General features: G+C 60.0%; 22 protein-coding genes. 14 read left to right on the forward strand and 8 right to left on the reverse strand.

The genetic code is table 11. The features are described from left to right. Nucleotides 1-232: 232 nt before the first annotated feature. Nucleotides 233-1,096, reverse strand: coding sequence for a MurR/RpiR family transcriptional regulator (locus LKE50_04350; GenBank protein MCH3967841.1), 864 nt, complete (start codon nucleotides 1,094-1,096; stop codon nucleotides 233-235). A gap of 736 nt (nucleotides 1,097-1,832) precedes the next feature. Here LKE50_04350 and LKE50_04355 point away from each other — a divergent pair. The 11 genes from LKE50_04355 to LKE50_04405 all read left to right on the forward strand — a co-directional run bounded on the left by LKE50_04355 (nucleotide 1,833) and on the right by LKE50_04405 (nucleotide 12,886). Beyond that, nucleotides 1,833-3,287: a PTS transporter subunit EIIC gene (locus tag LKE50_04355; protein ID MCH3967842.1), complete on the forward strand. Its 1,455-nt coding sequence runs from the start codon at nucleotides 1,833-1,835 to the stop codon at nucleotides 3,285-3,287. Nucleotides 3,288-3,394: 107 nt separating this feature from the next. Further along, on the forward strand, nucleotides 3,395-4,750 hold the full coding sequence (locus LKE50_04360; protein ID MCH3967843.1) for a hypothetical protein: 1,356 nt from the start codon (nucleotides 3,395-3,397) through the stop codon (nucleotides 4,748-4,750). A 178-nt stretch (nucleotides 4,751-4,928) separates the two neighbouring features. After that, nucleotides 4,929-6,020 carry a hypothetical protein gene (locus LKE50_04365; protein MCH3967844.1) on the forward strand — a complete coding sequence of 364 codons (1,092 nt, stop codon included), beginning with the start codon at nucleotides 4,929-4,931 and terminating at the stop codon, nucleotides 6,018-6,020. A 318-nt stretch (nucleotides 6,021-6,338) separates the two neighbouring features. Continuing rightward, nucleotides 6,339-7,382, forward strand: coding sequence for an Abi family protein (locus LKE50_04370; GenBank protein ID MCH3967845.1), 1,044 nt, complete (start codon nucleotides 6,339-6,341; stop codon nucleotides 7,380-7,382). A 1,452-nt stretch (nucleotides 7,383-8,834) separates the two neighbouring features. Further along, nucleotides 8,835-9,314: a helix-turn-helix domain containing protein gene (locus LKE50_04375; GenBank protein ID MCH3967846.1), complete on the forward strand. Its 480-nt coding sequence runs from the start codon at nucleotides 8,835-8,837 to the stop codon at nucleotides 9,312-9,314. A 55-nt stretch (nucleotides 9,315-9,369) separates the two neighbouring features. After that, nucleotides 9,370-10,200 carry an IS3 family transposase gene (locus LKE50_04380; protein ID MCH3967847.1) on the forward strand — a complete coding sequence of 277 codons (831 nt, stop codon included), beginning with the start codon at nucleotides 9,370-9,372 and terminating at the stop codon, nucleotides 10,198-10,200. Nucleotides 10,201-10,622: 422 nt separating this feature from the next. Continuing rightward, nucleotides 10,623-11,078 (forward strand): MobC family plasmid mobilization relaxosome protein, encoded by a 456-nt coding sequence (locus LKE50_04385; protein MCH3967848.1) that lies wholly within the window; start codon nucleotides 10,623-10,625, stop codon nucleotides 11,076-11,078. A 2-nt stretch (nucleotides 11,079-11,080) separates the two neighbouring features. Continuing rightward, on the forward strand, nucleotides 11,081-11,503 hold the full coding sequence (locus LKE50_04390) for a hypothetical protein (GenBank protein MCH3967849.1): 423 nt from the start codon (nucleotides 11,081-11,083) through the stop codon (nucleotides 11,501-11,503). Next, complete coding sequence (locus LKE50_04395; GenBank protein ID MCH3967850.1) at nucleotides 11,490-11,627, forward strand: hypothetical protein; 138 nt, start codon at nucleotides 11,490-11,492, stop codon at nucleotides 11,625-11,627. The genes LKE50_04390 and LKE50_04395 overlap by 14 nt, the downstream gene beginning before the upstream one ends. Nucleotides 11,628-11,669: 42 nt before the next feature. Then, complete coding sequence (locus tag LKE50_04400) at nucleotides 11,670-12,137, forward strand: hypothetical protein (protein ID MCH3967851.1); 468 nt, start codon at nucleotides 11,670-11,672, stop codon at nucleotides 12,135-12,137. 260 nt (nucleotides 12,138-12,397) lie between these two features. Continuing rightward, the gene (locus tag LKE50_04405; protein MCH3967852.1) at nucleotides 12,398-12,886 is read left to right on the forward strand and encodes a hypothetical protein; all 489 of its coding nucleotides are present in this window, start codon (nucleotides 12,398-12,400) and stop codon (nucleotides 12,884-12,886) included. 5 nt (nucleotides 12,887-12,891) lie between these two features. Here LKE50_04405 and LKE50_04410 read toward each other — a convergent pair whose 3' ends face one another. Together LKE50_04410 and LKE50_04415 are read right to left on the reverse strand one after the other, a co-directional pair. After that, nucleotides 12,892-14,040, reverse strand: a complete 1,149-nt coding sequence (locus tag LKE50_04410) for a hypothetical protein (GenBank protein ID MCH3967853.1) — start codon at nucleotides 14,038-14,040, stop codon at nucleotides 12,892-12,894. Between the two features lie 491 nt (nucleotides 14,041-14,531). Further along, nucleotides 14,532-15,719, reverse strand: a complete 1,188-nt coding sequence (locus tag LKE50_04415) for a site-specific integrase (protein MCH3967854.1) — start codon at nucleotides 15,717-15,719, stop codon at nucleotides 14,532-14,534. A gap of 363 nt (nucleotides 15,720-16,082) precedes the next feature. On the opposite strand from LKE50_04415, the gene LKE50_04420 reads away from it, so the two are divergent. Next, nucleotides 16,083-16,838, forward strand: a complete 756-nt coding sequence (locus LKE50_04420; GenBank protein MCH3967855.1) for a DeoR/GlpR family DNA-binding transcription regulator — start codon at nucleotides 16,083-16,085, stop codon at nucleotides 16,836-16,838. 53 nt (nucleotides 16,839-16,891) lie between these two features. Here LKE50_04420 and LKE50_04425 read toward each other — a convergent pair whose 3' ends face one another. The 3 genes from LKE50_04425 to LKE50_04435 all read right to left on the reverse strand — a co-directional run bounded on the left by LKE50_04425 (nucleotide 16,892) and on the right by LKE50_04435 (nucleotide 20,867). Then, complete coding sequence (locus LKE50_04425; protein ID MCH3967856.1) at nucleotides 16,892-17,557, reverse strand: fructose-6-phosphate aldolase; 666 nt, start codon at nucleotides 17,555-17,557, stop codon at nucleotides 16,892-16,894. Between the two features lie 95 nt (nucleotides 17,558-17,652). Next, nucleotides 17,653-18,531: a radical SAM protein gene (locus LKE50_04430; protein MCH3967857.1), complete on the reverse strand. Its 879-nt coding sequence runs from the start codon at nucleotides 18,529-18,531 to the stop codon at nucleotides 17,653-17,655. 11 nt (nucleotides 18,532-18,542) lie between these two features. Next, entirely contained in the window at nucleotides 18,543-20,867 is a 2,325-nt protein-coding gene (locus LKE50_04435) for a formate C-acetyltransferase/glycerol dehydratase family glycyl radical enzyme (protein ID MCH3967858.1), read from the reverse strand. A 225-nt stretch (nucleotides 20,868-21,092) separates the two neighbouring features. On the opposite strand from LKE50_04435, the gene LKE50_04440 reads away from it, so the two are divergent. Continuing rightward, nucleotides 21,093-23,285, forward strand: a complete 2,193-nt coding sequence (locus tag LKE50_04440; GenBank protein ID MCH3967859.1) for an alpha-galactosidase — start codon at nucleotides 21,093-21,095, stop codon at nucleotides 23,283-23,285. A gap of 57 nt (nucleotides 23,286-23,342) precedes the next feature. Here LKE50_04440 and LKE50_04445 read toward each other — a convergent pair whose 3' ends face one another. After that, nucleotides 23,343-23,489 carry a hypothetical protein gene (locus LKE50_04445; protein MCH3967860.1) on the reverse strand — a complete coding sequence of 49 codons (147 nt, stop codon included), beginning with the start codon at nucleotides 23,487-23,489 and terminating at the stop codon, nucleotides 23,343-23,345. Nucleotides 23,490-23,595: 106 nt separating this feature from the next. Next, nucleotides 23,596-24,279: a Crp/Fnr family transcriptional regulator gene (locus LKE50_04450; GenBank protein ID MCH3967861.1), complete on the reverse strand. Its 684-nt coding sequence runs from the start codon at nucleotides 24,277-24,279 to the stop codon at nucleotides 23,596-23,598. Nucleotides 24,280-24,371: 92 nt separating this feature from the next. Here LKE50_04450 and LKE50_04455 point away from each other — a divergent pair, with 92 nt between their 5' ends. Then, nucleotides 24,372-25,076: a 4Fe-4S binding protein gene (locus LKE50_04455; GenBank protein ID MCH3967862.1), complete on the forward strand. Its 705-nt coding sequence runs from the start codon at nucleotides 24,372-24,374 to the stop codon at nucleotides 25,074-25,076. The last annotated feature ends 30 nt before the right edge of the window (nucleotides 25,077-25,106 follow it).

Here is a 25,106-nt window from a genome sequence, read left to right on the forward strand (position 1 = left end):
AAACCAATTTCTTATTGAAGATGGGCATGACGAAAGAGGTAGAGGCCACCTTTTCGTCAAATAGCAGACTGGAGAACCCAAGACACGAATCTGCAAATGGTCGAGGAACAACTGCGAACGGCTATCACCAGGGACTGATATCGAAGTTGAAGTCCATACGGCTGAAACACCTCTCATGTACCTTCCAGCGCGGTGCCGCCAGGGCTCGTCGTTGCACGCGTCATATCACCTATCAGTCAGTGTCGGCCGTCTTGTCGAGGGCAAAAGACTTGTTGAAGATACGGAGGTATTCCCCTACGTCAAGCGAGTCGTGGAAGAGGAGAAGCACCAGGAGCTCGATAACGAAGTCAATCGAGCTGTACGAGAACGAGAAGTCGCCGGCAAGGAGACGGTCCCGCGAGACGGCAGCCAAGACATGATCCGCCCTGCGCGCGAGCGTGCTCGCCCCGTTGCCCGTGATGATAGCCGTAGGTATGGCGGAATCGGCTGCCTCATCCATGATGATGCCCAGACGCTTGGACTCGCCGGAGCTCGAGATGAAGAGGATGCAGTCAGAACCCGTGAGCAACTGTGTGAGCACAGTGGCGGCATCAGAGGAGACTGGGGATATGGCGCGAATGCCCACATGAGTCAGCTTCACGGCAGCCGTCTGGGCGACCGAGAGCGAGGTCCCCACACCAACGACCAACACGGTTCCGGCCCCTTGGAGGAGACGGGTAATGGCGGTTACCTCATCGGGGTCGAGAGAAGCCACCGTATCCTCGAGCTCGTGTACCTTCTGGTCGAGGTAGAAGCGCATCGAGGATGAGACGTCATCGAGTGAGATGACGGCAGCTCCCTCGCTTGGCTCCTGGCGCGAGGCCTCCTCTCTGGAGAGGGCCAGGCGGAGTTGAGCAAAGCTCTCGTATCCTAACGTGTGGACGAAACGCGAAACCGTGGTGTTGGAGGTATGGCATTTCTGGGCTATCTCACTTGCCATGAGCGAAGAGACCTGCTCGTCATCAGTGAGGATGAAGTTCGCAATGCGCTGCTCGGAATCCGAGAAACGCTTATATGACGAGAGAATCTGGCTCGTTACGGTTGATTCCTGGCCCATGGATACCTCCCTTGATAGACGACATGACCAGACCAAACCTGTACGAGAGTACTCTTTTGTCGCTTGTCGCTTGTCGCTTGTCGCTGATTGGTAGAGTTGGGATAGGCACTGGGCACCGTACCAATCTTAAGCACCAGGGACAAGTTCTCATGGAAACGTCCCGATAGTCCAGTGATGTATAGCCGAGCAGTTCCATGGCCTTGTAATCGATGTCGCAGGGGTCGTGCAATACCGCCCGCGGTCTTCAGACAACCGTTCACGGAGATACCCGGTAGTCGGAAAATGAGTAACCATCCATCCAGAATGACCGTTTTAGCAGGACTAAGTTTATCCCTGGGTCGAAAAACGCTACCGCATGACAAAGATAGAACAAAAATCACTTTCATACTTTGCTATTATCGAATGCGGCAGATGGGCTTATGGATACGTGACGAGCATGAATCTGCCAGGCAAGTGTTATTTGCAGTGCAACCATCATAAGGGCCAGAGGGAGATTTGGGTTATCTGGCAATGAGTGACGTATCGGTTTTGGTTAGCAGTATGGAGCGTTGTACCGGTCAACGTACCTTCTGATTGCTATATGGGACTGAGCGGGGGGAGGCTCGAGGAAAGACGTAAGCGTATATGCCATGTCTTCTGCTCGATGTCATCAAGGAACCGATTGATCTTCGGTGACAAGTAGATTGCTTGGTCCACTAATCACAAAGAAGAAGTGATATGAGAGGTCGTGCGAAATATGGCAACTGATTACTATGGCATAGCCGAGCAGTGCGTCAAGCTCTCAGGCGGCAAAGACAATATCACCTATGTGGCTCATTGCATGACGCGCCTCCGTTTTCGTCTCAAGGACGATTCGCTGTATCAGCGCGAAGAGATTGATAAGATCGATTCCCTTTTCGGTACGGCGGAGATGAACGGAGAGCACCAGATTATCGTTGGGCCTGGTGCCGTCAACAAGGTCTATGACGCGGTCCTGAGCATCACCGGACAAGAGGGACAAGGCAGCGTTGATGATCCGGAGGCGGAGAAGGCAGATACTCAGAGGACCGAGAAAAAAGAAATCACGGGGCCGAAGAAGCTCAAAGGTGTCGGCGGGAAAATACTCGATGTTATCTCGAGTGTGTTCATTCCCATCATTCCCCTAGTTGCTGCAGCGGGAACCCTCAAAGGATTTCTCTCTATATTCGTTCAGCTCGGTCTTCTCACATCGACGGATACCACATACGTCATTCTCTATGCGGTTGCCGATGCCGTGTTCTATTTCCTCCCAATCGTGATTGGCTATACGGCGGGGAAGAGGTTTGGTGCGAATCCCTTCTACACGATGATTCTTGGCGCCTTTCTTGTTTACCCGACCATTGTCTCCGCCTATTCCGACGGTACCGACGTCACGTTTCTCGGCATCCCTGTCGTGATGGTGAGCTATACATCAAGTGTACTTCCCATCATCTTCGCATCATGGATTGCCGCAAAGCTGCAGAAGTTCTTTGAAAAGGTATTGCCAGTCGTGACTCAGCTGATCTTTGTCCCGTTCCTTACGCTTGTCATTTCTGCTCCACTGACGTTGATCATTGTCGGTCCTGTGCTGACATGGGTGAACGATGGGCTCTGTGCAGGCGTGAATGCGCTGTATGAGTTTGCTCCTCTTCTCTGTGGGGCTGTCATGGGCGGTGTCTGGCAGGCCGCTGTGCTCTCAGGCATCGGCTGGGGCTTCATCTCGGTCTTCCTCGCACAGATTGCAACGAACGGAGGAAGCCAGCTCCTGGCCTGTCTCGCGTGCACGGTCTTTGCTCAAGGCGGCGCTGCTCTTGCGGCTGGTCTCGGTGCGAAGAGCAAGAAGTTCCGCTCGCTTGGCATCAGTGCAGGCATAACCGCTCTGCTGGGTGTTACCGAGCCCTCGATTTACGGTATCAACGTCCCTGCAAGGAAGCCCTTCTTCATCGGTCTCGCTGCTGGCGCGGTTGGCGGTCTGATTACGGCTATCTTTGGAACGTCGCAGTATGCCCTTGGTCCTTCGGGTATCTTCGTTATCCCCGTCCTGATTGGTTCCAACGGAATTGACATGGCGGTGATTGGCGGGATTATCGCTTGTATCGTTTCCTATGTTCTTGCATTTGTCCTGACATGGCTGTTCGGTCGCAAGAACACGATTCTGGATAAGTCCGATTCCGAGCTGGCTGCTGCTGAGTAGAGTGGTTCCAGATGCTGCCGGCCGTCAGCGTTTGACGGCCGGCAGCATGGCATCTCTGCAACCCATGGCTAATCTAGAGGTCAGTTGAGGAAAGAGGATCGAGAGCAATGGCATCAGATCAGATATTCCCCTTCCTTTGGCTCAAGGGAGAATCAGGAGCCACCATCAAAGACGAGATCTCTAGGATTGACTCTTGTGGCATCAAGGCCTTCTGTGTCGAATCCCGTCCACACCCTGACTTCATGGGTTCGAAATGGTGGGAAGATCTCGACCTGATCATGGGGGAGGCGAAGAAGCGCGGCATGCGCGTGTGGCTTCTCGACGATTCGCACTTTCCCACGGGCTTCTGCAATGGTGCCATCCGTGACAAGTATCCAGAGAGACGGAAGCGCTATATCGACTACAACATAGCTGACGTCTGGGGCAAGTCCACCGAGATGGAGCTAAACATCGGCTCCATGCTCGCAAAGAGACGATCATGGCGGAACAAGACCTCTCAGGCTGACCTTGACGAGCAGAAGAACAACAAGCTGGTTGCGGTCGTAGCCTACCCAGTCGTCGAGGGCAGGAAGGTGGATGAGAGCCAGGGAATAGACCTTACGCATGAAGTGGACGACGGATGGCTCAAGCATCGCTTTTCGGCCAAGCCCTGGCGTGTCTTCGTGGTGTTCGAAACGAGGTGTGGCGGAGGAAACCCCGACTACATCGATCTTCTGAACGAGCAGTCAGTAAAAACACTGATTGACGAGATTTATGAGCCGCATTACCAGCGCTACAAAGAGGAATTCGGAAAGACCTTCGCGGGCTTCTTCTCTGATGAGCCAGGCTTTGGTAACTCATCAGGGTTCGACAAAGACGAGCGAATTGGGGTAAAGCAGATGCCACTCCCTTGGAGTGACGAGGTCTGTGATTCCATGAATGCCCTATATGGGCGTGAATGGCGTTTGTATCTGCCCTTCCTGTGGACACCGTCTATCCAGGACAACTGGGCGTGCGCCGCCCGGGTGAACTACATGGACATTGTGACGAGTATCGCCTCTAGGAACTTTGGCGGACAGATCGGCACTTGGTGCAGTAAGAGGGGGGTGGAGTACACGGGTCATGTGATTGAGGACAACAACCAACATGACCATCTCGGCTGTGGACCCGGGCACTACTTCCGTTTCATGGAAGGCCAACAGATAGCGGGCATTGATACCATTGGGTGCCAGATTGCATATGGAGGGAACCTCTGCACAAGAGGGAACTCGTCGAAATCAGATGGAGAGTTCTTCCAGTATGCCCTTGCGAAGCTCGGGTCATCCTCGGGTGCGCTTGATGCCAACAAGGCCGGGAGAACGATGTGCGAGCTGTTTGGTGCCTATGGATGGGGGCTATCGGTCCGTGATATGAAGTGGATTGCCGACTCGCTTCTTGTCCGCGGTGTTAACCACTTTGTCCCCCCATGCCTTCTCCATGCATGATTATCCGGACCCTGATTGTCCCGCACACTTCTACGCAAGGGGAAACAATCCGCAGTTCCCCTTCTTCGCCGAGCTCATGGGATATCTTGGTAGGGTCGGTGAACTTATCAGTGGTGGAAGGCCTCAGGTGCAAGTAGCCGTTCTCTATCAAGGTGAGCAAGAATGGGCGGGGAATTACATGCCCATGCAGAAGCCCGCGAGAATCCTGAGCCAGCATCAGATTGATTTCCTGTTTGTGTCTGCAGATATGTTGGCGGAGCGTGCGGAGGTGGATGGGGACCGATTCGTGATCAACGGCGTTGAATTCGATGCCCTGGTCGTTCCATACTCCGATGTCATCACAGACAAGACCATGCGGTTCATTCGGCGATACGTCGATGGAGCCGTTATTTTTGTCGATCGATATCCCAGCCGTGTTGTTGCCAAGGGCAGTACGGTATCCTTCGAGCCATGTACCTGTTGTAGCGTCACTCCTCTCGATGACCTGCCATCTGCTTGCCACGCGGTCCTGCTTGACCCCATCGAGCTCGACCAGCCTTTTCTCGAGCTTGCCGCGTACCACTATGTCAGGAGTGACTCTGAGCTGTTCCTCCTTCATAACGAGTCATCAAGTGAGGCCTATGAGGGAGGCATAAGCCTTCCAACCGATAAGTCCCTCTCGTCCTACGATGGATTCACCGATGGCTATACGCACCTTAACGCTCAGGTCGAGGAGGGAAGAAGCGAGATCTCTGTTGCGATTGAGCCGTATGGCATGCTCGTGCTCGTTGCTGGAGACAAGGGATACGGCCAAGTGGCGGAGTCGTCGCCCAACAAGGCAAGTAATCATGAGACACACGCTGATCTCACGGGGCCTTGGAGCGTATCAAGTTGTCGAAGTATAGATTATCCTCGCTTTGTCGATGCGGGGAAGTCGGATGAGCTCACAGCCTTCTCCGACAGTCACGAGGCATTCTCTGGATACATTCGATATGAGACAGAAGTCGTGCTGGATTGCGATTGCGAAGAGGCACTTCTCGAGGCGGAGAATGTGGAGGACGCGGCACGAGTGTGGGTAGATGATGCTCTAGTGTCTAGTAGGCTATATCCACCCTTCCGTTTTGCACTTGGCGACTTGAAGTCGGGTGCCCATATGATTCGCATCGAGGTGTCAACTACATTGGAAAGAGAAAACGCATTCTCCGAGCACCCGTCTCTGCCGCCATCCTTTGAGGCGCTTCGTCCAACGGGGATGTTTGGGGGGGTCACTCTCCGATATAGGGAGGTCTGATTAGATCCCACCGCCAGAGTATCGGGTTCCCTCGGGATAGTGCGAGACAATTGCAGCGTCTGATCACCAGCGGCGACGTTGGCCGTATTGGCGAGCATGGCGAGAATGAACATCAAATATTGTCGACTCATAACCCGGAGGTCGTTGGTTCAAATCCAGCCCCCGCGACCAAAAACATGCAGGTCATCGGCTTGTCCGATGGCCTGTTTTTGTGTTGGTACTACGTTGGTACTGCTTTGGTACTACAGGCTACGACTGTCGTCCTGTAGCTCTCAAATTCCATCCTCCCTAGCCTCTGAGTCATGGTGGATGGTATTGATGAAGTACTATGTCTCTGGTCCGTACAATGTCCCAATAATCGGGAGGTCGCAAATGCCGCTATCACTCAATGCTCTCATGCGGCATCTTCGACAAGCTCCAATTTCCATGGACATCAAAGGCACACGGCAGAAGAGGCTTCTCAAGAATCTAGGCTACTATCACGGTTACAAAGGTTACCGGTTCCTTGGAATCTCAGAGAATCGGATTGACCTAACTAGTTTTGATGATCTTGTTGCGGTTTCGTCGTTTGATATGGAACTTAAGAGTCTCATTTACCCTGAGATTATGTTTATCGAGACGGCGCTCAAGAACTATGTGCTTGAAGCTGTTCTTGCAAACTCTCACTCTGCAGTGTTTGAGGACGTATATGCGAGGTCAATGACTCGCTATAGAGAAAAGGACTCCACCGGCAAAAACGGAAGCAAGTTCTATCGCGACGAGCTCAGAAGACGCCTCAGGGCAAGAAGCGATATCAACGGCATTCTATATGCCAACTGCGGTAGCGCGGCTGGCGGTGATCCAGTCATTTGGCACTTTCTGGAGCAGGGGAAGGCGGTTCCTATCTGGGCCTTATTCGAGGAACTCACACTCGGGCAGTTTGGAAACTTCTATCTGACCCTAGGAAGTAATGTCAAAGCTGCAGTTGCCTCCGACCTTGGTCTGCCTCGTTCATGCGATGGGGGCAAGATTCTAGGAAATATGATTTTCGTTCTTAAAGATCTCAGAAATGCCATTGCTCACAATAGGCCAATTTTTGACCTTCGCTTCAAGAGGGAGAATCCAGGAAAACCCGTAAGAAATTGTCTGCAATTTGGAGCGGGGGTAACGAACGTCAACTTTGATGTAATCACTGACTACATTGTTCTTATGACCTACTTACTGCGGCGTATGGGGAGGAGCAAGACAGACTGCAAGCGCTTTGCGAATAGTTATCTAAAGCTTGTGAGCGATAAGTGGAATGGCCTGCCCGGAACAACCGCAGCCGAAGTCGCTGGCACAGATGTCAGAAAGAAGATTGCGCAGCTAGTTGCTGCATTATGAAATCCGTCTAGTATTTTCGGGTTACTCTAGACAGCCTATTCATGGGTCTGTACACTTAGAGCAATCGCGGTGGATACCTGAGGGGTCCACCTGAAGAGGTCCGACACGTCGGGCCTCTTTTTTTGTGGGTTAAAGGACAAAACGTGTTGCTGTTCCTTCACGCCCTTGCAGGTAGGACCCAAAGAAACCATCCTCGTAGTTGGCCGGCCCCAACTATGAGGAGGGACCGCGCGACATGGACCTTGCTACGGACCAATATAGGGACGGCCTTATTGTGAGGCTTCTCGCAAGCGCTTCTGGTGTGAGCTGACCCTGCAACTGTCGCTGCAGAAGATACGTCGGTGGCCATCGTTCGGTACCAGGAGAGACCTTCCACAGTTTGGACACGTCAGGAAGCGGGTGTTGTCATCATGGTCACGGATGGCTGACCACAGTGCACAGGGGAGGTCATCAAAGACCAGGGTCATGTCACGGTGACCGCACTGAGTACCCGGAGCACAGTCGATGCTGGGTGAGTAGAGTGCATGTTCGAAGGCGTTGACGATTCTGTTTGCAAGCTCGATCTGAAGGTCACTAGATGCTGAGGCTGACGGGTCGTTGCACCTGACGAAAAGATAGAGCCACTTGTCACTTGGGCGACTTGTCTCTCTTTTCATGTGCGGTAGCACTGTCGAATTGCGACGGTTGGTTACGAAGAGTTTTACGGAGTCATCTACTCCCATGGTCCATGTGGTTCCGCTGCCGTCGACGCGGGCTATTCGACTGAGCAGGGGATGACGAGAGCGCGATGTCTGCTGCTCATCGGCTGAAATAGTGTTCAAAGCCATTGGGATGACGAATCCGTTGGTATTCGGACCGAGTCCGATTGGTAGGAAACGCTCACTGGCAAATGAGAATCCGGCAGCTAGTAGAAGTGGCTGAGGCCCTGTCATCGAATGTCCGAATGTGCAAAGACGCATCGTCAAGGACGGAATACGCCGGAGCAGACACCAGTCCCATAGCGGATCGGACCGAAGGGAATATAACCTGCCATCAAGGTCAAACTCACCCGAAGCCGCTGCGGATACCAGGCCAGATGCCGAAACGATATGAGGAAGATCCTTGAGTCTCACTTGAGTTGTGCAAAGGAGAGGGGATCCTTTTGGGATTGGTCGGCTCCTTGATGTCGAGGAACAGCTCTTGCGCGCATGTGGCGCGTGCGACCTGGCCTATTGGTGCAAGACTCTTTGACCAATCGTTCAAATCCGCGTCTTTGACAAGGTCAGGGGACTCGTTCGCGAGCATCTCACGCAACTTGCTTGGGTCCAATGCCGAAGCGTCAGTGCCGGAATCACCTGGGAACATGACGTCCAGGTTCGAAATGGCGGGAATTAAAGTGCCGATATCACGTGCCATCAGGAAATGATATGACCCACGAACCTTGGACACCAAGACGACTTGGAAGGAGTCGCGATGTCCACCAACGAGAGGGTCACCCATTACCACCATCACCATATGCCCGAGGAGATCATGCAAGCCTTCACCTACGAGGAGGAGGGCTACACGATCCGGGAGACAGCGTCGCGCTGTGGGGTGTCCGAGTCCACGGTCAAGGACTGGAACAGGCAGTACCTCATCCGTGGCAAGGCGATGCTCAAGTCCAGGAAGAGGACCTACTCGCGCTACCCGGAGGCAACCAAGTCCTCCGCCGTCAGGGCCTACCTCTCGGGCGAGGACGCCAACACCGTCGCAGAGAGGTTCGGTATCCTGAGGGTGCAGAGCATCTACGTGTGGTCGCACGACGACGGGTACAGGGGCTGTGTCGCGATGGAGGACGAGCGCAAGGCACCCAGGACCAACCGCAAGGTCAGTGCCCGGGACGAGCAGGAGGGCATGTCCCCCGAGGAGGAGCTCGAGTACCTCCGAATGGAGAACGCCATACTAAAAAACTAGAGGCCTTGAGGTCGGAGCGGCGCCGACCGCGGAGAAGGTAGCGGTTGTCCGGGCCTTGAGGCGTGACTTCCCGTTTGGGGCGCTCCTTGCCTACGTAGGGCTTCCCAGGTCGACCTTCTACTATCGTGCCTCGCACTCGGCGGTCGACCGCCATGCCCCTGTCCGACCGCTGGTCCGCTCGGTGTTCGAGGGCTCACGCGGGGCCTATGGCTATCGGAGGGTGGCCCTGGCGCTGGAGAGGGACTACGGCGTGCGGTTCGATTGCAAGACCGTGGCGAAGATCATGCGCGCCGAGGGGCTCCGGGCGAGGGGCAGGCGGAGGAGCAGGTACAACTCGTACAGGGGCACCATGGGTAGGGTGGCCCCGAACCTCCTCGAGAGGCACTTCACGGCGGAGGTGCCCATGTGCAGGCTGGTGAGCGACATCACCCAGTTCAACGTCGGTGACAGGCGGGTCTACCTCTCGCTTCTCATCGACCTCTACAACGGGGAGGTCGTCTCCTGGAGGATCGGTCCCGGCCCCGACGTCGAGTCCGCGCTCGGCATGCTCGCCGATGCCGCCGGTAGGCTCCAGGAAAGCGGGGCCGTGATACACACCGACCAGGGGTTCCAGTACCAGATGCCCAGGTGGCGCGACAGGCTGGCGTCGCTAGGCTGCACGCAGTCGATGTCGAGGAAGGCGACCTGCCTCGACAACGCGCCGGCCGAGAGCTTCTTCGGCAGGCTCAAGACGGAGTTCTCCGACGGCTCCGACTACACACAGCCCAAAAGGGTCGCCAGGGACCTCGATGCCTGGATAGTCTGGTACAACACCGATAGGATCAGGGGGTCACTCGGAGGTTTCGCCCCTGTAGAATACAGGTTGGCCGACCAGCGGCTGGCCTAGGAACATGTACAAGATCGACGGGTCACATCAAGCGAGACCCCCCCCAGAGCTCTCCATTCTCGTGACTAAATCGGTATGAGAAGGTGTGCGGTAGTTAAGGAAATGATTCTAGCCCGCGCCGACGGGAGAGAATGTATGTCGAGCGTTCCACGGTAGTGCCTGGCTCGGGCACATCTCTCACTCAAGGTAAAAGTTAAAGCTCTTATTGCCGTAATGGTCAGGTCGCAAGAGGCTCATCCGTACAGCGGTTAAGGGGACGTGCCCCTTAACCTCGTACGGATGACGGGGCTCTGCCCCCACCCTGGCCCCGACCCTACGGGTCGGCGAAGGACATGGACGACGGGCGCCGCAGACTCGCCGTCATCAAGACCGAGGGGAGAGGGAAGATGAAAGATGTCGATTAGGAGGCCCGTCACCGGGCTGTGTCCCTGAAGGGGCAGAAGGGTGCACTCCGTCGCAAGCGGAGGAGGAAGTCCTCCGATGGCGGAATCCGAAAGCCGGAGATCTCGTTCAGGGTCTCTGAGAAGGAGCGCGATCTTCTCAGGTCCGCCGCGAGGGAAGCGGGGGTCTCGATGACCGACTACGTTCTAGCCCGGTGCCTGTACGCAGATGACATCCCGCCGATGCCACCGAGGGATGAGCTGCGCGAGACGCGGCTTGAGCTCACACGTCAGGGCGTCAACCTCAACCAGCTCGCCAAAGCCGCCCACCGCCTCGTGGCTGTCGCCTACGGTGACGAGGCGCCGGCCGCGGAGGTCGGCGAGCTGGTGGACGAGCTCCTCGCCATGAAGGAGGATCTTCTGCCTGACGCGAACGAGGCCGACAGGACGTATCGCAGGCTCCTCGCCTTTGCAAACATTCACGCGAGGAGGCGGTAGCCATGTCGATGATTAAGACGCTCTCGGAGCCGAAGGATGACCGAGCGGGTCTCGGCATCGAGACGTATCTCCATCACGGGTCCAAGGGCGACAGGCGCGAAAGGGCGCTCGCGCTCGCGGCCTCGGCCGACGTGGAGAAGGAGCTCGGGGAAGAGACGCATGGATGGCACGGCATCATGGACGAGACCCAGCAGGAAATAGGGAATGACAAGTGCCGTCGCATCTATCACTTCATGATCTCCCCTGACCCCGAGGACCACGTCACCGTCGAGGAGGTGCTTGACATGGCACGTGAGTGGGCCGAGCGAGCCCATCCGGACGGGCAGTGGGTCATCGTCATCCACGACGACAAGCAGAACCCCGCCCCCCCATGCCCACGTCGTCCTCAACTCAATCATTCCGGCGACTGGGATGAAGATCCATAGGGACAGGAAGGACCTCGACTTCGAGGCTGCCGCGCTCCAAGAGGTGAGCGCGGCCCACGGCCTCGGGGTGATGGAGGACCTCGCCGACAGGAGAGGAAAGCTGGCCGAGGAGAGGAAGCACTAGGATTCAGGTCAGTGGGTCAGAACCGACAAGGCCGAGCAGGCCATGAGACGCGAGGGCCGACTGAGCTGGAAGGCCTACATACGCGACGCCGTCGACAGGACGAAGGAATCGGAGACCACCTGGGCGGGCTTCGTGAGGACGCTGCCGACGGCGTTTGGCGTGACGGTCACCGAGGGCCGCAGCGGGGTGGTCTACCATCATCTCCTCGCCAGGAGCGACCATGAGATGCGCATCAAGGGGACGACCCTCGATTTCGGGTACGGCAAGGTCGGCGTGGAGAGGACCGTGGAGGTCGACTTCGACTTGCTACTTGCACCGACGGGGAGACCATCATGTCCCGGGTTCACGCCCCACGGGGACGCGGAGATAGCGCTGAGGAGGGTCATCCGATGGGCCACGAGGAGGACTCCCGAGGAGGCATCCGGTCACACGACCATCGAGACATGGCTGGAGAAGCAGGAGAGGAGGACCCACGGCTCGGTCGCTCACGGGCGATCCTCGACGCGATAGGGACGGTCAAGCGGGGAGGGCGTGACCTCTTCCATCGACCTTAGGAATCAGGCGGATGAGCTCACCGTCCGCGTCTCGGAACTCGAGTCCGACATTGCCGACGACGAGCGATGGGTCGACAGAGCCATCGCGGTCAAGGAGAAATGGGAGACGGCCCAGGCCGCACGCAAGGAGGCGAGCAGTCTCGAGGGTGGTGCCCTGCACCCGGCGGAGAGGAAGGGGCGCAACGCCCTCATCGCGAGCGCAGAGGCCAATGAGGCGTGCGCGAGGGGCAGGTCGAATCCGCGAGACCATGGCTCGAGCGCGATGGGAGGAAGCCATCGGACGCACACGCCGCGGCGGTCGAGTTGGAGCCGGCCTTCTACGACCGTCTCGGTGAGACGAGGAAGGACCTCGATTCCCTCTCAGCGAGGGCGGAGGCCATGCGGAAGGCCAGGGGCGTCGCGGAGGTAATCCTTGCGGACGAGAAGCCACCTGAGCACAAGGGGACGAGAGCCATGGGGGCACCTGTGTCCGCGAGGACCATCGAGGGGGCGGAACGCAAGGCGAAGCCGAGGGATGCGAGGGCGGCTGGCTACCAGACATTCCTGATGGAGCAGGCTCGTCTTGACAGGGAGCTCCAAAATGGGCAAGTGGTGAGCTGCGGTGTCATGCAGACCACGAGTCAGAGCGTCACACGGTCGGGCCGGGAGACGGGTGCTTCATCAACGTATCATCCATGCAGCGACTTGATTGGTTCACTCGGGTAGGGGGGCTAAAAAGGTACATTAAGACAGTCCAGTATCATAAACCAGAATATGCCGAAGGTAACAACAGCTGCCGATACAATCACGACGTTATTCTTTAATGATAAAGATAGAAAGTACCTGACGAAATGTTCCATTCGTAGTACATAACGAGATGTTCCTTCTGCGTTTGATACTCCTTCGGGTTCGGTTGCAATGTCACATTGACTAGTCATCCGATTTAGGTAATTGATAATCGGAGGTAGGTTAAACAGCAGCCAAAACAGTTGGAAGACCAATACAAATATGAACACGAAAAGAAGAAACGGGGCAGTAGCTTCTAAGACTTTAACGAGCAGTTGGTCTCTTATGTAAAGGTATAAACAGCTAAATAATGCCCCGAGCATAGCCGAAATAATGAGGATGCCTGGATGCCAGGGTTTTAGATGTGATAACTTTTCTTTACAACCATGTGCATCACGGATTGAAACAGCAGGAGTAAATGTCCAGTAATGCGCAAATGCTGTGCCGAAATACAAACAGCAGTAGTAGCACTTTAGTGGGAGCTTAGGAGAGTCAGTCCCGAGACCCTGAGCCGCGATAATTATTTGGCAAATCCATGCTCTTAGAAGAAAAAAGCTTGTAACAAGAACAATAAAGGACATAGAGGAAGTCGAACTCTTTCCTGGAAGATCTTGTTTTGTCTTTAGGTTTCTAAGCCGGTTGTAAACACTATTGTAATAAGATCCATATGATATCCCTATGAGTAGAAGCATGACGCTAATGAATACAAAGCCGCCTATCCAGGAGGTCCAGTCCGATTCATTCCCTGATATGCAGAATGCCAATCTGGGGAGAAGACTGTTATCGTTTACTTTATAAAGAGTTCCATATGCTCTGTAGAGAAACTCAAGGATGGACACGAAAAGTACTGCAAGAAATGAAATGCATGTAAGAATGAGTCCGCAATAGCTAGGATTAGTAATTATTATAAGGAAGGCTTCCAAGCCGCCGACGTGCGTACGGTCCCCTTTTCTGTTTCCAGTCCAAATGTAATGCCAGTTATTTTTTAAATCATCATGTGTCAGCGGGGAATGGTTACTTAAGATTTCGTCGACCCTGGAAGCTACGTTTCCTCCACTCTTTCCATCAGACACGTCGATTTGTGACTGTTGCATATGTTCTCCTAAACATCCAAAAGCATAATAACGCCGTTCAATAATAGGTTCATTCTGTGACAGTTGTGGCCAGAACGCCTTTTGAAGCGCAAGTAGTATGTCAAGGTTATGCTCATGGCTCCGAGGCCCATGAGTCGGTTGACATCCAGAACTGTTTTGTCGTCACACATGAGACCTGAAAAGGGTGGCGTGAGTCCAATCGAACCGCGAGTGGCAAGGAGACCGGTAGCTGAATCGTTGCCATTGTTGCGAGCTCGTCGCCACGGGGAGCGGCGATGTCACTCGTGTTCGGGCATGAGGCCGGGGTTCGCGGCGTTGCGGTCGGCGAGACCCTCCATGTCACCATGAAACCCTGGGTCTAGAGAGACCAGCCGATGATTCGTCATGCCCTATGAACCTACTGGCAGATGAGTCAACATAATCGATTCTAAGGTCATGCCAGGTGTAGTTTGGACATATGGTGCGGGGACATTGGCTTCCGGAACGCTTTCTTATCTTCCGGTGAGCACTTCGTCCATGTGGTCGGCCACTGTCCTCTTGCCGCTCTTGAGGTGGTCGGCGTAGACGTCGAGTGTCATCGAGTCTCTCGCGTGACCCAGTAGGGCGCTTGTCGTCTTCACGTCCTCGCCGTTCCCGATCGCCAGGTTGGCGAACGTGTGCCTGAGGTCATGGAACGAGGGGACCCTGCCCTGCGTGCCTATGAATCCCATCGAGCTCGCGAGTGCGTTCCACTGCTTCCAGACCGTGAAGACGCTCGCATAATCCCCACGGATGTCTCCCAGCACGTAGAGCTGTGCCATGCGCTCGCGCGAGTCGTCGAGGTCGGCCTCCAGGCGGAGCGTCCTCATCTCGCGGTAGCGGCGGCGGAGTGGCTCCACGAGCGCCTCGGCCATGGGGATGTCACGTCGGCCGCTCGCGGTCTTGGGCTCCTTCACGTAGGTCTTGCCGCCGTCGCGGGCAATGGCGCGCCGCACCCACACGGTCCTCGCGTCGAAGTCGACGTCGCCCCACCTGAGCGCGCAGATCTCGCCCTGCCTCATGCCGGTCATGAGGGCGATGGTGACGGCGAGGTTGAAGGGCGTGTCGGCTGCCGCCTCGAGGTAGGCGAGGAGCGTCCTCCTCTGGTCGTCCGGGAGGGCGTTCGGCATCGTGCGGGCGACCTTCGGCGCCCTCACGCGCGCGACGGGGTTGCGGTCGAGCAGACCGTCCTCGATGGCCTCCTCGCACACGGTCTTGAGGAGGACGTGCGCCTTCCTCACGGTCTTGGGGGAGAGGTGGCGCTCCTCACCCAGGAGCTCCGCCTCCCAGGCCTGCACGTCCTCGGTCACGAGGTCGCGCATGGCCACGCCGCAGAGCCCCTCGTCAACGTAGTTGATGATGGCACGGTAGCCGTAGACGGTGGTCCTCTCCACCGACATCGACGTCTCGAGCGCGTCGACGTAGCGGCGCATGTAGTCCACGACCGATATGTCCGGCCTCATGCCCGTGCGGGGCTTGCGGCCTCCGCTCCGCCTCTCGAGCATCGCGCGGACCTCGGCGAGCTCCCGTTTGGCATCGCGCATGTTGCCCGCCTCGAGCGTGCGGCTCGTCTGGTGCCAGCGTCCCTCGCCGTCCTTGTACTTGAAGATTCCGCGGTAGGGAGGGACGTCTCCCCGGACGAAGCAGTTCGTATATAACATCCATTCCACCTCTTATGCACCAAGGGGCCTTGGTGCGCGCGCACCAAATCCCGGTTACCGTGCAGGCCTGTCTTGGCTAAGTTGTACCACGCTGTCCTGTTACCAGCGGCGACGTTGGCCGCATTGGCGAGCATAGCGAGAATGAACATCAAATATTGTCGACTCATAACCCGGAGGTCGTTGGTTCAAATCCAGCCCCCGCGACCAAAGACATGCAGGCCATCGACGAGAGTCGGTGGCCTGTTCTGGTGTCGGTGGATGGCACCTGGACGGGCTGGGTCTTCGCCAGGCTCCCGTCCCCTCCCAATCAATAATCGTTACGGTATATTTGGTATTGATTGATACCAATGCCAGGGGGTAGCGATGTTTCTCAAGGAGCGGCAGGACGCCATCGTCGAGCAGATCAACGCCTGTGGTCGCGTGACCGTGAGTGACCTCGCGGCGCGCTACGAGGTCACCGAGGACTGCATCCGCAAGGACCTCAAGACCCTGGCCGACCAGGGCGTGCTCAAGCGGGTCTATGGCGGTGCCATCATCGTGAGGGCGAAGCCCGAGCTGAACGCCCGCAAGCGAATCGGCACCAATGCCACCCAGAAGCGCGCCATCGCCGAGAAGGCCCTCGCGCAGATCGAGGATGGCGACACCATCTTTCTCGACGTCTCGACCACCAACCTCGCCCTGGCGCAGGCCATCGCCGCCAGCCAGCGCACGCTCACCGTCGTCTCCAACATGGTCGACATCCTCCAGGCTCTCGCCGTGAGCGACGCCGTGACCGCCATCGGCACCGGCGGCACCATGAACCTCGACCAGGACGGCTTCTATGGGGCTTACACGCAGGAGTTCCTGCGGGCGCTCCACTTCGACCGCGCCTTCATCGGCGCCCTCGGCGTCGACCTCGGGTCCGGCGACGTCCTCACGTTCGACCTCGACGACGGCCTCACCAAGCGGGCTGCCATGCAGAACGCGGCCTGCGCCTACCTCATGGTCGATGCCAACAAGTTCGGTGCCGGCGGGACCTATCGCTTTGCCACGCTCGAGGACTTCGACGTCGTGGTGACCGACAAGGCGACGCCCGCGACCAGGCGAGCCATCAAGAGGGCAAGCGCCACCTGCCTCTAGCCCGCAGATGACGCTCGTCCGTCAACACACTGGTCCTTGTCGCGCACCGGTCCCTAGACCAGGGTGGTGCGTCCGTACGCCGCCTTCCAGTTGGCGCTGAACTCGTTCACGGCGATCTGGGTGCCGGGATGGTCGATCATCGCGAAGGCAACCGCCGGCGGGATCGTCACGGCCTGGATACCGGCAAGGATGAGCTGGTGGACCTGGTCGGTGTTCTTGAAGGACGCCGCGACCACCTTGGTGGGGAGGTCCTGGACGGCGAGCATGTCGACGAGCTCGGCCACAGCTCCCACGCCGTCGCCGTAGTTGCACATGCGGTTGACGTAGGGGGCCAGGTAGTCCGCCCCGTTCATGGCGGCCATGAAGCCCTCGTCGGCAGAGTAGATGGCCGTGGCGAGCACGCCCAGCCCCTCGGCCTTCGCGGCCTTTATGGCGCGCAGTCCGTCATGGGTGACGGGGATCTTGACGTACATGTTCTTCGGCCTGAGCCCGCAGATGTGCCGGGCCTCGGCCATCATGCCGTCGAAGTCGGTCTGGACGGTCTGGACGAAGATCTTCTGCTCGGGCCTCAGCTGTTCCACGAGCCCGCCGATGACCTCCTCGGGGGTGCGGCCGCTCTTGGCGATGATGGACGGGTTGGTGGTGATGCCGCTCACGTCCAGGAGCCCGTCGAGCTCCTTGATGGCGCCGAGGTCTGCCGTGTCGAGGATGAGTTCCATGTCTGTCTCCTTTGTCTGTCGGGGACCCGTGTCCCCGCTTCTGCCCTTAGGACTGCTGCCATTGGCGAGAGGAACGGTCCCTCTCGCGGACCCGCTCATTCACCGTGCACCACCGCCTTGATGCCTGCGACCTCGCAGGCATCCGCGACCCAGGCGACGTCCGCCTCGGTGAGCTGGGCAATGTCGCCCATGGAGTAGTCACGCCCCACGGTGGCGTACTTCGTCTCGCCCAGCTGGTGGAAGGGGAGCACGTCGGCCCGGCCGATTCCCAGGTCGAGCATCGTGGCTATGTTCGCGTCGACGTTCTCTGCCGTGTCCGTGAAGCCAGGGATGATGGGCATGCGCGCGATGACGTGCGCGCCCAGCGCGAGCACGCGACGGAGGTTGTCGTCGCGCAGGTCGCAGTCGATGCCGCACACCTCGAGGCTGCGCTCCCGGTCGGCGACCTTGAGGTCGACGAGCAGCTCGTCGCAGGAGCCCAGGAGCGCCTCGGGATCCGCGATCGGAACCGCGAGGGTGGTCTCGATGGCGGTGTGGATGCCCCGTTCGTGGCAGGCTTCCATGAGCGCCACGCAGAACATCTGGTCAAGGAGGCATTCGCCGCCCGAGATGGTCATGCCGCCCCCGCTCTCCTCGAAGAACGGCGTGTCGCGCGCCACCTCGGCCGCCACGTCGTCGACGCCCCGCATCCGGCCCACGAGCCTCTTGGCCTCTGTGGGGCATCTCTCGGGTGGGGTGGTGCACAGGCCGTCCGGGCCCATCGGCGAGCAGTGGATGCAGAGGCGCTCGGTGTACGAGACCTCCGGCGCGGCCGAGAGGTTCTCGGGGTTGCAGCACCACGGGCATCTGAACGGGCAGCCCTTGAGGAAGACGACCGTGCGGATGCCTCCGCCGTCGTGGAGCGAGAAGCGCTGCAGGTTCGAGACACACCCCTCGGGGGCGCGTCCCGACCGGACCTGGTCGTCCCTCTCCATGGCCTGCCCCCTCACAGCGTGTGCTCGGTGCGGTTGATGATGTCGTCCTGGATGGCGCGCGAGAGCTCGACGAACATCGCCGAGTAGCCGGCCACGCGCACCACGAGGTCCTGGTGGTCCTCGGGGTGGGCCTGAGCGTCGAGCAGGGTCGCGCGGTCCACCACGTTGAACTGGATGTGCTGGACCTTGAGGCGCGAGAAGGTCCTGAGGTAGGCCATGAGCTTGTCGAGGCCGCCGTCACCGGCGAGCGTGGCCGGCGAGAACTTCACGTTGAGCAGGCTGCCGTTGGAGTCGAGGGCGTTGTCGAGCTTGGAGACCGACCGCAGGCTTGCCGTCGGGCCATGGGTGTCGCGGCCGACCATGGGGGAGAGGCCCCCGTCGGCCAGTTGCTCTCCGGCGCGGCGTCCGTCAGGGGTGGCCCCCACCACGGCGCCGAGCGGGATGTGCGCAGAGACGGTGTAGCTGCCGGGCTGGAAGCGGCCGCCTCGGGGGTTCTGATAGCGTGCGACCTCGCTGCCGTAGTGGGCCAGGAAGCGCTCGCCGATCTGGTCCACCTCATCGACGTCGTTGCCATACTTCGGGTAGCGGTGGATGAGGCGCTGGCGGCAGGCCTCGTCGCCCTCGCCCTGCCAGTCGCGCGCGAGCATGGCCATGAGGCCGGCGTAGCCCATGCTCCTCTCGTCGAAGAGGACCTTGCGCATGACCTCGAGGGAGTCGGCCAGGTTCGCCGTGCCCACACCTTGGACGCCCGAGGGGTTGTAGCGGGCGCCACCGGCGGTGATGTCGGTGCCCTTCGCGACCGAGTCATGCACGAGCGTGGAGAGCAGTGGCGTGGGGCTCGTCTCGCGGTGGGCCTCGTCGCAGGTGTTGCATCCCTCGACCATGAGGGCGACGTAGCGGTCGATGACCTCCATGACGCTGGACTCGAGGCCATCGTAGGTGGCGAAGCCGTCGGGGTGCTCGGCCAGGGCGATCTCGAGGCAGCGCATCATGTTGAACATGCAGATGTCGTGCAGGCCGTACATGCGGCCTGGGATCGAGAGCTCCACGCAACCCACCACCGCGTAGTCGCGTGCGTCGGCCAGGCTCACGCCCCGGTTGGTGAAGGCCAGGACGTTGGCCTCGTCGTTGAAGACCTGGGGCACACCGTCGCCCAGGCGGATGATCCTGCATGCCTCCCTCAGGAGCGGTGCCGGGGTGTTGTCGTGCAGGCGCAGCGACAGGTTGGGCTGCGGGAGGCGCGTGTCGGCCTGCACGTCGAGCAGCAGGCTCGAGAGCTCGTTGGTGCAGTCGTGCCCGTGCTCGTCGAGCCCGCCGACCACCAGGTTGAAGCCTATGGGGAAGCCGGCGAAGAAGCGCGCGCTCTCGGTCGAGCGGATGGCCACGATGGTGTTGCACTTGAGGTAGAAGCACTGGATGAGCTCGCGGACGCGGGCGGCCGCCTCGTCCGGGGCAAGGCCTGCCTGGGCAAGCTCGTCCATCGTGGCCTGGTAGTAGGGCCAGAGGTACTGGTCGGCCCGACCGAGCGAGAAGGAACTCGCGTTGGACTCGTGCTGGAGCACGACCTCGACGAGCCACACCAGCTGCAGGGCGTCATAGAGGTCGCGCGCCGGCTGGCGTGCGATGTGGGCGAGGACCTCCGCCATGCGGGTGAGCTCGCCGGCGCGGGCGGCGGAGGTGCCAGGGGTGGCCGCCAGCGTGCGGACCTCGTGCTCGTAGCGGCCGACGTAGGCGATCACGGCCTCGAGGCAGATCCTGGAGGCGGCGTAGAAGTCATTGTCGGGGTAGGTCGTGGCGAGGGCCGCGACGTCGTCGAGGATGGCGCCGAAGCCGCGCTCGAGCACCATGGGGAAGTCGCAGATGATGTGCCCCTGGCCCTTGTCGGTCTGGGCCACGGCGAAGACCTTGGTCCTCTCGGCCTCCAGGACGTCCGGGGCCACATGGGCGCGGTACCAGTCGTTGAGGCTCCGGCCTGCCCAGAAGGGGTAGAGGACGTCGCGATAGAACGCCTTGTCCTCCTCGCTCATCTCGAAGGTGTCCTGGGGCCGGGTGGGGAAGTCGTCGAGCTCGTCCAGGATCCAGTACGGACTCATCTCAGGGGAGACCACGCCGGCGCGTGGCTTGGCACTGCGGTTCCCTACCAGGAGGTCATGGTCGTCGATCACGATTCTGTGGTTCTCGAGCAGGTGGCGCAGGGCCTTGGCGCGCCTGATGACGGGGGCCTCGCCCTCCGTCTGCTGGTAGCTCTCCATGTAGAGGGTGGCGCGCTCGAGCGAGACCTGGCGCCTCTCGGAAAAGAGCGAGTCCCTGATTGCCTGCGTGCGCTTGGTGAGCATCTTCGAGCCTCCGTCCGCGTAAGGGCACGTGCCGAAGTCACGCCATGCCGTGACTATCATTTGCCATTAGTCTATCGCGTTTCATCTTGTTTCGCAAGAGGGCCGTCGGCAGGTAAGATGGGTGCCGAGAGGACCACTTCTCGCCCCTGTGGCCGAAGGCCCTTCGCGTCCCGCTGCCAGGTGGCCGCATCTAGGCATATACGACTGGACCTGAGAAGGGCAGACATGAAGACCATCACCCTCACGACCGACCATGCCACCTACCAGATGGGCGTGACCGATGCCGGCCGTCTGCTCCACACATACTTCGGCCCCAGGGTCCCTGACGACATGGGATATGCGATTGCATCTCCTGACAGGCCCTTCTCGGGGAACCCGGCCGATGGGCTTGACCCAGCCTTCTCCCTTGACGTCCTGCCGCTCGAGTACCCCACCTATGGCGTGGGCGACTACCGGCGCGCCGCCCTCGACGTGCGCACGGCAGACGGGACTGACGGCTGTGACCTGCGCGTGGTCTCGTGGGACCAGCACGAGGGGAAGTACGCGCTCGACGGCCTGCCTGCCGTCCATGCCGCCGCCGCGGATGCCTCGACGCTCGAGGTCAAGCTCGCGGACGAGCTCATCGGCCTCGAGGTCACCCTCCGCTATGGGGTCATTCCTGGCCTTGATGCGATCTGTCGCTCCGCCACGGTGACCAATGTCGGCACCGAGCCGCTCGTGGTCTCGCGTGCGCTCTCGGCCAGCCTCGACCTCGTGGGCGGCCCCTATGACCTCATCACCTTCCCTGGGCGCTACGGCATGGAGCGCATCCCCGAGCGTTCGGCGGTGGGACATGCCTTGGCCTCGGTCGGCAGCATCCGCGGGGCCTCGAGCCACCAGGCCAACCCCTTCGCGATTCTCGCGGAGCATGGGTGCGACGAGGACCACGGCACGTGCTGGTCGATGTCGTTCCTCTACAGCGGCAACTTCACCTGCGAGGCCCAGCAGGACCAGTTCGGCATGACGCGCTGGGCGATGGGCCTGTCCGACCAGATGTTCGAGTACCCGCTCGCCCCCGGCGAGAGCCTCGTCTGCCCCGAGGTCGCCATGGCCTTCTCGGCAGATGGCCTCGCGCACCTCTCGCACCTGAACCACAGGCTGGTCCGCGAGCACGTCTGCCGCGGCCCCTGGGCGCTCCGCCGTCGTCCCGTGCTCATCAACAACTGGGAGGCCACCGGCTTCGACTTCACCGGCGAGAAGATCTACGACATCGCGAGGGAGGCAGCCGACCTTGGCATCGAGATGGTCGTGCTCGACGACGGTTGGTTCGGCGCGCGCGATGGCGACCGTGCCGGTCTGGGCGACTGGGTCGTGAACGAGGGCAAGCTCGGCGGCACGCTCGGGGAACTCTCCCGGCGCATCGAGGGCCTCGGCATGGGCTTCGGCCTCTGGATCGAGCCCGAGATGGTCAACGAGGACAGCGACCTCTACCGGGCACATCCCGACTGGGCCCTCACAGTGCCGGGACGCGAGCCCATCCGCGGCCGCAACCAGCTCGTGCTCGACTTCTCGCGGCCCGAGGTGGTCGACGCGGTGTTCGAGGCCATCTGCAAGGTGGTCGATGCCGCGCACGTGTCGTACCTCAAGATGGACTGCAACCGCAGCATGGCGGACGTGTATTCGCACGCCGTCGTCCACCAGAGCTTCGGAAAGACCATGTACCGCTTCGTGCTCGGCACCTACTCCTTCCTCGAGCGCCTGATCGAGCGCTATCCGCAGATGCTCATCGAGGGCTGCTGCGGCGGAGGCGGGCGCTTCGACGCCGGGATGATGTACTACACGCCGCAGGTCTGGTGCTCGGACGACACGGATGCCATCGAGCGCGTGCGCATCCAGGGCGGCACCTCCTATGGCTATCCTGCTTCGGCCGTGGGCTCGCACGTCTCGGCGGTGCCCAACGCGCAGATAGGGCGCAGCGTCGACCTCGAGACGCGCGGCGTCGTGGCGATGTCGGGGACGTTCGGCTACGAGCTCGACCCGGCTCGGCTCACGGATGCCGAGTGCGACGTCGTGAGGCGACAGGTCGTCGACTACAAGCGGCTCTGGCCCCTCATCGCGGAAGGCGACTACTACCGGCTCGGCGCTCAGGACGGGCATGGTGACTTCGCTGCCTGGGGGTTCGTCTCACCTGATGCAGGGCAGGCCCTGCTTGACGTCGTCTCGCTCGATGCCCGCTGCAACGCCCCGGTCTCATACGTGCGCTGCAAGGGGCTCGACCCTGCGGTCGTATACTCGCTGGAACTCCTGTGTGGGGAAGGTGGAGGCCAGGCCATGCCGACCGAGCTTTCGGGTGCCGCTCTCATGGCGTGTGGGGTGCCTGTGCCCCAGGTCCCCGGCGAGTACCACGCGTGGCAGTGGGTCCTCTCGGCACGCGGCTAGGTTCGTCCCTGGGCATCGGACCGTCGTTCGCGCGTGTTCCATCGCAAGGGTGCTTCGCTATGATGCCGTCGCGTCGGCCTCCTGGGCATCGCCTCCACGACGGGCGGGACATTCTTCAAGGGACCATTCGAGACGGTGGGCATCGAGGTCGTCACACCCGATGCCGCTGCCAGACGAGACGAGTCCCGTACCCTGCTTGGACACGATGGTCGCCCATGTGGACCGCCTTGTGGGCATGATCACGGGGAACGTCGAGATGACGCGGCGTCCTTGCAGTTGGGCCTGGCATGTCCGCATCCTGCTCGAGGCGCTAGCGTCTCTTCGTGAGGTCCGTCCCCGTCAGGGTGAACCTGCTCCTCTCGAAGCGTAGGGCCCCCTCGTCTCGCAGACGCCCCAGCTCGCTCGACATGGCGCTGCGGTCCACGCAGAGGTAGTCCGCGAGCTGCTGGCGGTTGAAGGGGATCTCGAACGAGGAGGACCCCTGCCGCTGTGACTCCGCCGACAGGTATGAGAGGAGCTTCTCCCTGGTCGTACGCTGTGCCATGCATTCGAGCTTGCGCGTGAGCATCAGGTTCTTCCGGGCGCTGACGTCGAGGAGGTTGCGGATGAGCCTCGTATGGAACGCGCAGGCCGAGGAGCAGGTCGTGAGGATGCGTCTGACATCGAGGAACAGCACCTCGCTCTTCTCGGCGGCGATGACGCTCACCTCGAGGGGCTCTGATGGCATGGCGGCATAGGTCTCGCCGAAGAGGCCGCCGGCCTCGACCTCCGACAGGATCGTGCGGTTTCCCCAGAAGTCCTCCTTGACCACGTGGACACGTCCCGAGAGGATCTCTCCCACCTGTGTGGTGACATCGCCTGCGCGGAGGACGAAGCGGCCCTTGGCGTAGCGGTGCGTCGTCGCCGAGAGGCAGTCCAGCAGCGATGCGAGCTCATCGGGGTCGATGCCGTCGAAGAGCCGTGACTGGCCTACCAGCCCGAGGTCTGGACCCATTCTGTTCCTCTCGTTGTAAATACAACAGACATCTGATTCTAGCCACATAGAGTGGGACGTGACAAGCGGAGGTCCGACCAGAGGAGAGGGATATGAGGCGCAAGATCATCCAGATCGACGAGGACAGGTGCACCGGATGTGGGGCGTGCGCGCAGGCGTGTCACGAGGGTGCCATCGGCATGGTGAACGGCAAGGCGAGGCTGCTGCGCGACGACTACTGCGACGGACTGGGCGACTGCCTGCCGACCTGTCCAGCCGATGCCATCCACTTCGTGGAGCGGGACGCCGCGGCCTACGATGCCGCAGCCGTTCGGGAGGCCAAGGCGGCCAAGCGGGAGGTCGTCCAGCCGCTGGCATGCGGCTGTCCGGGGACCAGGTCCCGCGAGATACGGCATGGGAGGGAGGAGCGTCCGACTGCTGCCGTGGCTCCCACCTCCCAACTCTCGCAATGGCCGGTCCAGATCAAGCTGGCCCCTCCCACGGCGCCCTACTTCGACGGGGCTGACCTGCTCGTCGCGGCGACCTGCTCGGCCTACGCCTTCGCCGACTTCCATGACCACTTCATCCGCGGCCGCGTCACGCTCGTGGGCTGCCCCAAGCTCGATGGCGTCGACTACACCGAGAAGCTCGCCACGATCATCAAGGGCAACGACATCAGGAGCCTGACGGTCGTGCGTATGGAGGTCCCCTGCTGCGGTGGCCTGGAACATGCTGCTACCGAGGCGGTCCGTCTGAGCGGCAGGGACGTCCCCTGCACGGTCGTCACGGTCTCGACCGAGGGCGAGATCCTTGGCTGAGCAGGGGGCTTCCGGGCAAGGGGGACGGCT

The sequence above is a fragment of the Atopobiaceae bacterium genome, assembly GCA_022483015.1.
Classification (GTDB): Bacteria; Actinomycetota; Coriobacteriia; order Coriobacteriales; family Atopobiaceae; genus JALCUE01.

Bases quoted from the DNA above. Each gene is read 5' to 3' on its own strand.
- LKE50_04360 (MCH3967843.1), top strand. From the start codon at position 3,395: ATGGCATCAGATCAGATATTCCCCTTCCTTTGGCTCAAGGGAGAATCA.
- LKE50_04420 (MCH3967855.1), top strand. From the start codon at position 16,083: ATGTTTCTCAAGGAGCGGCAGGACGCCATCGTCGAGCAGATCAACGCC.
- LKE50_04390 (MCH3967849.1), top strand. From the start codon at position 11,081: ATGTCGATGATTAAGACGCTCTCGGAGCCGAAGGATGACCGAGCGGGT.
- LKE50_04400 (MCH3967851.1), top strand. From the start codon at position 11,670: ATGAGACGCGAGGGCCGACTGAGCTGGAAGGCCTACATACGCGACGCC.
- LKE50_04435 (MCH3967858.1), bottom strand. From the start codon at position 20,867: ATGCTCACCAAGCGCACGCAGGCAATCAGGGACTCGCTCTTTTCCGAG.
- LKE50_04410 (MCH3967853.1), bottom strand. From the start codon at position 14,040: ATGCAACAGTCACAAATCGACGTGTCTGATGGAAAGAGTGGAGGAAAC.
- LKE50_04350 (MCH3967841.1), bottom strand. From the start codon at position 1,096: ATGGGCCAGGAATCAACCGTAACGAGCCAGATTCTCTCGTCATATAAG.
- LKE50_04425 (MCH3967856.1), bottom strand. From the start codon at position 17,557: ATGGAACTCATCCTCGACACGGCAGACCTCGGCGCCATCAAGGAGCTC.
- LKE50_04375 (MCH3967846.1), top strand. From the start codon at position 8,835: ATGTCCACCAACGAGAGGGTCACCCATTACCACCATCACCATATGCCC.
- LKE50_04365 (MCH3967844.1), top strand. From the start codon at position 4,929: ATGCCCATGCAGAAGCCCGCGAGAATCCTGAGCCAGCATCAGATTGAT.
- LKE50_04440 (MCH3967859.1), top strand. From the start codon at position 21,093: ATGAAGACCATCACCCTCACGACCGACCATGCCACCTACCAGATGGGC.
- LKE50_04370 (MCH3967845.1), top strand. From the start codon at position 6,339: ATGAAGTACTATGTCTCTGGTCCGTACAATGTCCCAATAATCGGGAGG.
- LKE50_04355 (MCH3967842.1), top strand. From the start codon at position 1,833: ATGGCAACTGATTACTATGGCATAGCCGAGCAGTGCGTCAAGCTCTCA.
- LKE50_04430 (MCH3967857.1), bottom strand. From the start codon at position 18,531: ATGGAGAGGGACGACCAGGTCCGGTCGGGACGCGCCCCCGAGGGGTGT.
- LKE50_04455 (MCH3967862.1), top strand. From the start codon at position 24,372: ATGAGGCGCAAGATCATCCAGATCGACGAGGACAGGTGCACCGGATGT.
- LKE50_04395 (MCH3967850.1), top strand. From the start codon at position 11,490: ATGAAGATCCATAGGGACAGGAAGGACCTCGACTTCGAGGCTGCCGCG.
- LKE50_04415 (MCH3967854.1), bottom strand. From the start codon at position 15,719: ATGTTATATACGAACTGCTTCGTCCGGGGAGACGTCCCTCCCTACCGC.
- LKE50_04450 (MCH3967861.1), bottom strand. From the start codon at position 24,279: ATGGGTCCAGACCTCGGGCTGGTAGGCCAGTCACGGCTCTTCGACGGC.